Source organism: Mycolicibacterium arseniciresistens, assembly GCF_030519285.1.
GTDB classification, from domain to species: domain Bacteria; phylum Actinomycetota; class Actinomycetes; order Mycobacteriales; family Mycobacteriaceae; genus Mycobacterium; species Mycobacterium arseniciresistens.
Genome location: NZ_JAUMSQ010000047.1, coordinates 1 through 6,084, shown reverse-complemented (window position 1 = coordinate 6,084; position 6,084 = coordinate 1). Strand labels below are relative to the sequence as shown.

6 protein-coding genes are annotated in these 6,084 nt (G+C 72.5%); 2 read left to right on the top strand and 4 right to left on the bottom strand.

Going from position 1 to position 6,084, the window contains the following annotated elements; all coding sequences use genetic code 11:
- On the bottom strand, positions 1-833 hold an 833-nt coding region (locus Q2100_RS09335), incomplete at its 3' end, for an amidase family protein (RefSeq protein WP_302913803.1).
- 57 nt (positions 834-890) lie between these two features.
- The gene (locus Q2100_RS09330) at positions 891-1,559 is read right to left on the bottom strand and encodes a GntR family transcriptional regulator (RefSeq protein WP_302913802.1); all 669 of its coding nucleotides are present in this window, start codon (positions 1,557-1,559) and stop codon (positions 891-893) included.
- 49 nt (positions 1,560-1,608) lie between these two features.
- Here Q2100_RS09330 and Q2100_RS09325 point away from each other — a divergent pair, with 49 nt between their 5' ends.
- The gene (locus tag Q2100_RS09325; RefSeq protein ID WP_302913801.1) at positions 1,609-2,250 is read left to right on the top strand and encodes a DUF5701 family protein; all 642 of its coding nucleotides are present in this window, start codon (positions 1,609-1,611) and stop codon (positions 2,248-2,250) included.
- 7 nt (positions 2,251-2,257) lie between these two features.
- On the opposite strand, the gene Q2100_RS09320 is transcribed toward Q2100_RS09325, so the two are convergent.
- On the bottom strand, positions 2,258-3,772 hold the full coding sequence (locus tag Q2100_RS09320) for an FAD-dependent monooxygenase (protein WP_302913800.1): 1,515 nt from the start codon (positions 3,770-3,772) through the stop codon (positions 2,258-2,260).
- 170 nt (positions 3,773-3,942) lie between these two features.
- On the opposite strand from Q2100_RS09320, the gene Q2100_RS09315 reads away from it, so the two are divergent.
- Positions 3,943-4,572: a PaaI family thioesterase gene (locus Q2100_RS09315; protein WP_302913799.1), complete on the top strand. Its 630-nt coding sequence runs from the start codon at positions 3,943-3,945 to the stop codon at positions 4,570-4,572.
- Between the two features lie 3 nt (positions 4,573-4,575).
- Here the strand turns inward: Q2100_RS09315 and Q2100_RS09310 are convergent.
- Positions 4,576-6,084 (bottom strand): FUSC family protein (locus tag Q2100_RS09310; protein ID WP_302913798.1); only part of this gene is annotated, 1,509 nt, incomplete at its 5' end.

Genomic DNA, 6,084 nt, shown 5'->3' with positions numbered 1-6,084 from the left:
GTGTGCGCGTCGGCCATGGCGGTGTCGCCGAAGAACTCGAGTTCGTCGGCGCCGGGCAGGCCGACGCGGATCTCGGCGCCTGCGTACCGCGGGCCGCGATCGCGCGACCACGCGTCGGCGTCGTCGCGTGCTGCCATCACCGCAAGGACCCGGTCGACGTCGTCGACGCAGCCGGCCATGACGCTCAGGCAGTCGAGTGACCTGCAGGCCGGCACCAGACCCACGGTGCTGATCAGTCCGCGCGACGGCTTGAAGCCGACGACGCCGTTGAGCGCGGCGGGCACCCGGCCGGAGCCCGCGGTGTCGGTGGCGACCGCGAACGGGACCTGCCCCAGTGCCACCGCTCGTGCGGACCCCGAACTCGATCCGCCGCAGATCATCTCGTCGCCGTAGACACTGCGCGGCACCGTGTACGGGGTGCGGGTGCCGTTCAGGCCGGTGGCGAACTGGTCCAGGCTGGTCTTGCCGACGTAGAGGGCGCCGGCGTCGAGCAGCCGCTGCACCGCGGGCGCGGTCCGGTCCGCGACGTAGGCGTAGTCCGGGCACGACAGCGTGGTCGGCACTCCCGCGACGTCGATGCTGTCCTTGACCCCGAACGGCACGCCGTAGAGCGGCAATGTCCTTGCACCCGTTCGGCTCTCGATTTCGGCGGCGGCGGCGAGCAATTCGTCGCGCGGGACCGTCGACAACCAGGTGCCGTCGTCGCCCGCCCCCGCGATCGCGTCGGCCACCCGAGCGGCGGTCCTGGTGGGGGAGCCGGTCCCGCCGGCGTGGGAGGCCAGGATCTCGGCCACTGACGGACCGATCGACGGACCCCGCGAATCAACTGGCATAACCGTCGATTGTCGACAGAATGATGGCGGATTCGGGTCGGTGGTGTGTCGATCGTGTTAGCGCTCGGGCGGGAGCTCGACGTAGCGCAGGTGACCGTGGTCGGCAAGGGCCGCGATGACGACCGCGGGATCGTTGGCCTGCAGCGCGGTCAGGATGGCGCGGTGGCGGGCGATGCCGTCGGTGGCGGTGTGCCTCGCCTCGGTGCGCAGGTTGCGGGCCATCGGCAGCTGGAGCTTGAGCAGGATCGGCGCCAAGGTCAGGTCCAGCTGGCGGTTCCCGGCGAGCCCCGTCACCGTGGCGTGGAACCGGCGGTGGGCGTCGTCGCGGGCCAATTCGTCATCGGCGGAACCCATGTCGTCGAGTGCCGCGCGGACCGGGGCCAGTGCCGACTCGAGGTCCGGTCGTGGCAGTGCGGTGTCGATCGCGTGGCACTCCAGCACATGACGCAGCGCGAAGAGAGCCCTGACGTCCGAGGGGGAGCAGTCCGCGACCCGGGATCCGCGCCGCGGCATCTGCTCGACGAGACCCTGCTGGGCGAGCAGGCGCAGGGCCTCGCGCAGCGGCGCCCGGCTGATCCCGAACTCGGAGCACAGCCGCTCCTCGACGAGCTTCTCGCCCGGCCGCAGCGCGCCGCTGAGGATGGCGTCGCGCAGCCGGTCGCCCGCGACGTCGACGAGCGTCGGCGGCAGCGCGTGGCGCGACGCGTCGACCCGGGGTTCGGCCATGGCGGTCAATGGTAGGAACTCGCCGCCGGGTTTGCTTCGTTGTGCGCCCATGCCGACCCTCATCGACACCCTTCCGCAGCCCCATGTGCAGGCCGAACGGCTGATCGACGTCGGGGCGCACGAGCTGGCCGGTCTGTCCGCGGACGTCCTGCGCGAGGCGGCCGGTCGCGCAAGCGGCGACGCCGTCCTGCTGGCGATCGACCCGCTGCTGCTGCCGCCCTCGGCGCTGGCTCCGCTGCTCCGCAGGCACGACAAGGCGGGTTTCGTGGTCTCCGACATGGCCGACGTCGACGAGTTCGCGCCGCTGCCCACCGTGGCACCGCCGGGCGGACCGGTGTATGCGATCAGCGGTGTCGACCGCGGCGACGAGATGGCGAACTGGAGTCCCGACGAGGCGCTTCCGGCGATCGAGGCGGCCGGTCGCACACCGCTGACCCTGGCCGAGGGACTGCACTGGCTGATCCAGCAGCCCGAGGCGCTGCAGCGGGGCCGCTGCTTCATGACCGTCGGCTCCCGCCGTCGCAAGCCGGACGGACGGCTCGACGCGCGCACTCCGGCGCTGTGGATCAGCAACGGCACCGGACGTGACGGCCCCGCTCACCGCGATGCCCCCAAGGTCGGCTGGTGCTGGGCGGGCAACCGGCACACCTGGCTGGGATTCGCCTCTGCCGCAGCGCGCGTGGCGCTCTGATCGGCGGTCAGGGTGTGTCGGGGGTCAACCAGCGCTTCACCCACCGGCGCAGCCGGTCGGCATCGGCCGCGGTGCCTGCCGCGGCGAGGTAGCCGTCCGGGCGGGCCAGCAACCAGGCGGCGGGATCGGCGGTGAGCGTGGGCGCCGAGGCCAGCCGACGCACCGTCACGGCGGTCGACAGTCCGGTGTGCAGGGGTTCGTCGTCGCCGAAGACGAACAACGTCGGGCCGGACAGGTCGAGCAGGTCGTGCAGGCACCGGTGGTCACCGTCGACGGTGACCACAGCGGCGTCGGGGATCCGGTCGCCCGCGCGCAGCTTCCCGATCCGGCCGCCGTCGGCACTGAGCGGCGCGCCGCGGTAGCCGGCGCTCAGCTGTCCGAGCCGGTCGGCGGCCTTGCGCTGCACCCGGACCCGCGCGAGCACCAGGGGCGCCAGGCGGGTGAGCGCCGCGTGCGCCAGCGGGCTGGTCGAGTTGAACGCGGCGGTGGCGCGCTCGGTCATCGTGACGAGGTCGCGGATGACGGGTAGCCGGTCGGACTCGTAGGTGTCGAGCAATTCGGGCCGGGCCCGGCCGGCCAGTACGAGTGCCAGCTTCCAGGAGAGGTTGACCATGTCCTGGATGCCGGCGTTCATCCCCTGCCCGCCCGCCGGGCTGTGCACGTGGGCGGCGTCGCCGCCGAGGAACACCCGCCCCGCGCGCAGATGGGCGGCGTGCCTGCTGTTGATCCGGAAGCGGGAACTCCACCGCAACCCGGCGACCCGCGCCGGAATGGCGGCCGTCCGGTCGTAGAGCTGCTGGATACCGGCCAGTGTCGGGTCACCGGCGGAGCCGGTGAGGCCGTCGGGATCGGTTGCCATGAACCGGAACCGCCCGGCGCCCATCGGGAACACCGCGAGGAAGCCGCGGCGGCCGAGGAAGATCGACAGCTGATCCTCGGGCACGTCCCCGGTGAGCGACAGATCGCCGAGCACGTAGGAGTGCGACAGCTGCCTGCCCTCGAAGCTCACCCCGGTCGCCTTGCGGATGACGCTGTGCGCGCCGTCGGCGGCGATGACGTAGCGGGGCCGGACGATCTCGGATTGCCCGTCGTCCGCGCGAAGGTGCACCGCGACGGAGTCGTCGTGCCGGCGGACCGCCGTCACCGCGACACCCCGCTCGACCTTGACGCCCTGGCGGCCGAGCTGTTCGGTAAGCACGCGTTCCGTCTCGGACTGGTCTAGCAGCAGCACATAGTTGAAATCGCTTGCCATCCGGTGTAATTCGATTTCGGCGAGCTTGCCGCCCGCCGCGTACAGCGCGGTGGCGTTCGCCCGGTTGCCGAGCCGGAGCAGTTCGTCACCCACGCCGCGGGGCCGCAGCAGTTCGACGGTCCTGGCCTGGATGCCGAGCGCCCGTGAGGTGGTCGAGGGCGCACCCGCCCTGTCGACGATGCGGACGTCGACGCCGAGTCGCGACAGTTCCATGGCGGCGGTCAGTCCGGTCGGGCCCGCGCCGGCGATCAGCACTGCTGGGTCGTTCATGTCCACCACTCCTCGTGTCACCAGTCGATGACTTAGACCGTAGGCCGCGTCCGGCAATCAAGTCAACAGTCGATGACTTAAGCTGCTGCGGTGGCAGCCACAGGGCAACGCAACGCAGCCCGTCGGCCGAGCTCTCGACACCGGCGATGAGAACGTGTTCTAGTTCTGGGATGCCGCGCTTCACCCGTGTCGAGCACCTGACGCCCGACGACGTGGCGCAGCTGCGAGCCACTTACGGCGGGCTCGCCGATTCGGTCCGCGACCTCGTCGACGCCACCATCCGCACCGAGGTCGACGCGGAAGCGGTGGCCACGGCACGCGCCCAGATCGACGCCGCCACCGCGCTGCTGCGGTCGCGCCAGGTCGACGGCGCGTTCGGCGTCCAGATCACCTCACATGGCGACCGGATGCCGTGGGGCAACCCGGTGATCGGCGTCCGCAATCCCATCGCACCGCCACTGGTGATCGAGCGGGACGACTCCGGCGCGGTCCGCACCGATTTTCACCTGGGTGCCGCCTACGAAGGACCGCCGGGACATGTGCACGGCGGCGTCGTGGCGATGGTGCTCGACCACGTCCTCGGCGAGGTGGCCGCCAACGACCCGGAGAGCCCGCGGTTCACCGGCACCATCAGCGTCCGGTACCGGCGCGCCACACCGCTCGGACCGCTGCGTGCCGAGGGCAGCGTGTCGCGGATCGACGGCATCAAGGCCTACGCCACCGGTCACATCGCCGACGCCGACGGTGTCACCGCGGAGGCCGAAGGCGTGTTCATCCTGCCGACGTGGGCGCGCGGCTGACCGTCAGGGCAGCGCATTGACACCGCCGGACAACCGGGCGAGCTGCGCGGTGATCACGCCGATCTCGGCGACCAGCACGCGGGCCGCCGCGAGATCGGACGGCAACGTCGATGCCACCTCGCGGACCCTGGCGTTCGCGGCGGCGAGCGCCTCGCCGTCGACCGTCCACGCCGCGGTGGGGTCCGGGAACCCACCGCGCAGCACGTCGACGTAATCGTCGACGACCGTGACGAATTCGATGGTCATCGTCGCAGGCAACTGGCCGGGCAGGTTGTTCTCCAGGGCGGTGCACGAGGCGGTGACGGCATTGAGCGCCGAGCGGTAGGTCCGCAGCCACAGCCGCAGTTCGCGCGCCGCGACACGGGTGGTGCCACACGCCGCCTCGAACGCCGCGCGCGACCGGAAGGCCCGCTGCCAGGCGGCCGACACCGCGTCCGCGGGCCGGTCGACGTCGTGCACGAAGGCCCGGATCACCGCGGCGGCGTAGTCGACCTCGGCCCGCAGCAGCTCACCGGCCCGCTGACGCAGCCGGACCAGTCCGTCGTCGGGCAGCAGCACGTGGCCGAGCACGGCGAGCGCACCACCGATCACGGCGGCGGTCAACCGGTCGGTCAGCGCCGCCGCGCCGGCAACGGCCGAGACGTCGACCAGGAACACGAGCGCCGCGGCCAGCCCGGCGCTCACCGCGATGTACCCGTACGCCGAGATCGCATAGGTGAGTCCGAGACAGAGCACGGCCAGCGCTGCGGCCACCAGACCCGTCGGGTGCCACATCACCGTGACCACCGACGCGACGCCGATACCGGCGAGGACTCCGGCGATGCGGCCCGCGCACCGTGTGTAGGTGTGCGCCGTCTCCGGCCGGAGAACCAGCAGCACCGCGAGCGCGACCCAGTGCCCGTGCGGGAGCTCCGCCCAGCGCGCGAACGCCGTCCCGGCCGCTGCGGCGGCCGCCAGCCGGATCGCGTGCCGCAGGATCGACGAGGTCCGGTCGAGTTGACCCTGCACCGCCCTGATCCGGGTGCGCGCCGCCCCCGCGACGTCGGCACGGGTCAGCCGGCGCAGATCCGATGTCGTGGAGGCGATCTCACTGAACTGCGCGGCGACGGCCTCGCGCAGTGACGACACGAGGCGCTGCGCCGCGGCTCTGTCGGGCCCGACGGCCGTGTCGGCGGCGGCGAGAACCGCGGCCAGGGCGTGCACGGCGTCGTCCCGGTCGCGCACGGCGATCGCCTCGAGGGTGTCCGCGGCCGCGGCGAGCAGGCGACTGCGGACGCCGGGGTCGGTGACCTTCGCCGCCGCGGTGACCGCCGCGGCTATGCGCTCGGGCAGCCCGTACCACTGCCGGTAGGCCAGCGGGCGGCGTCGCGCCTGGTAGTCCGACAGCGTGAAGGCGTCGCGCAGATGGCGCAGCGGCGCCGGGTCGACGCAGGCACCTGCATCGTCGGCGAGCGCGCGGGAGTTCTCACCGAGCGAGCGGTACGCCCGCTGTGACGCCGCCCGCTGCGTCCG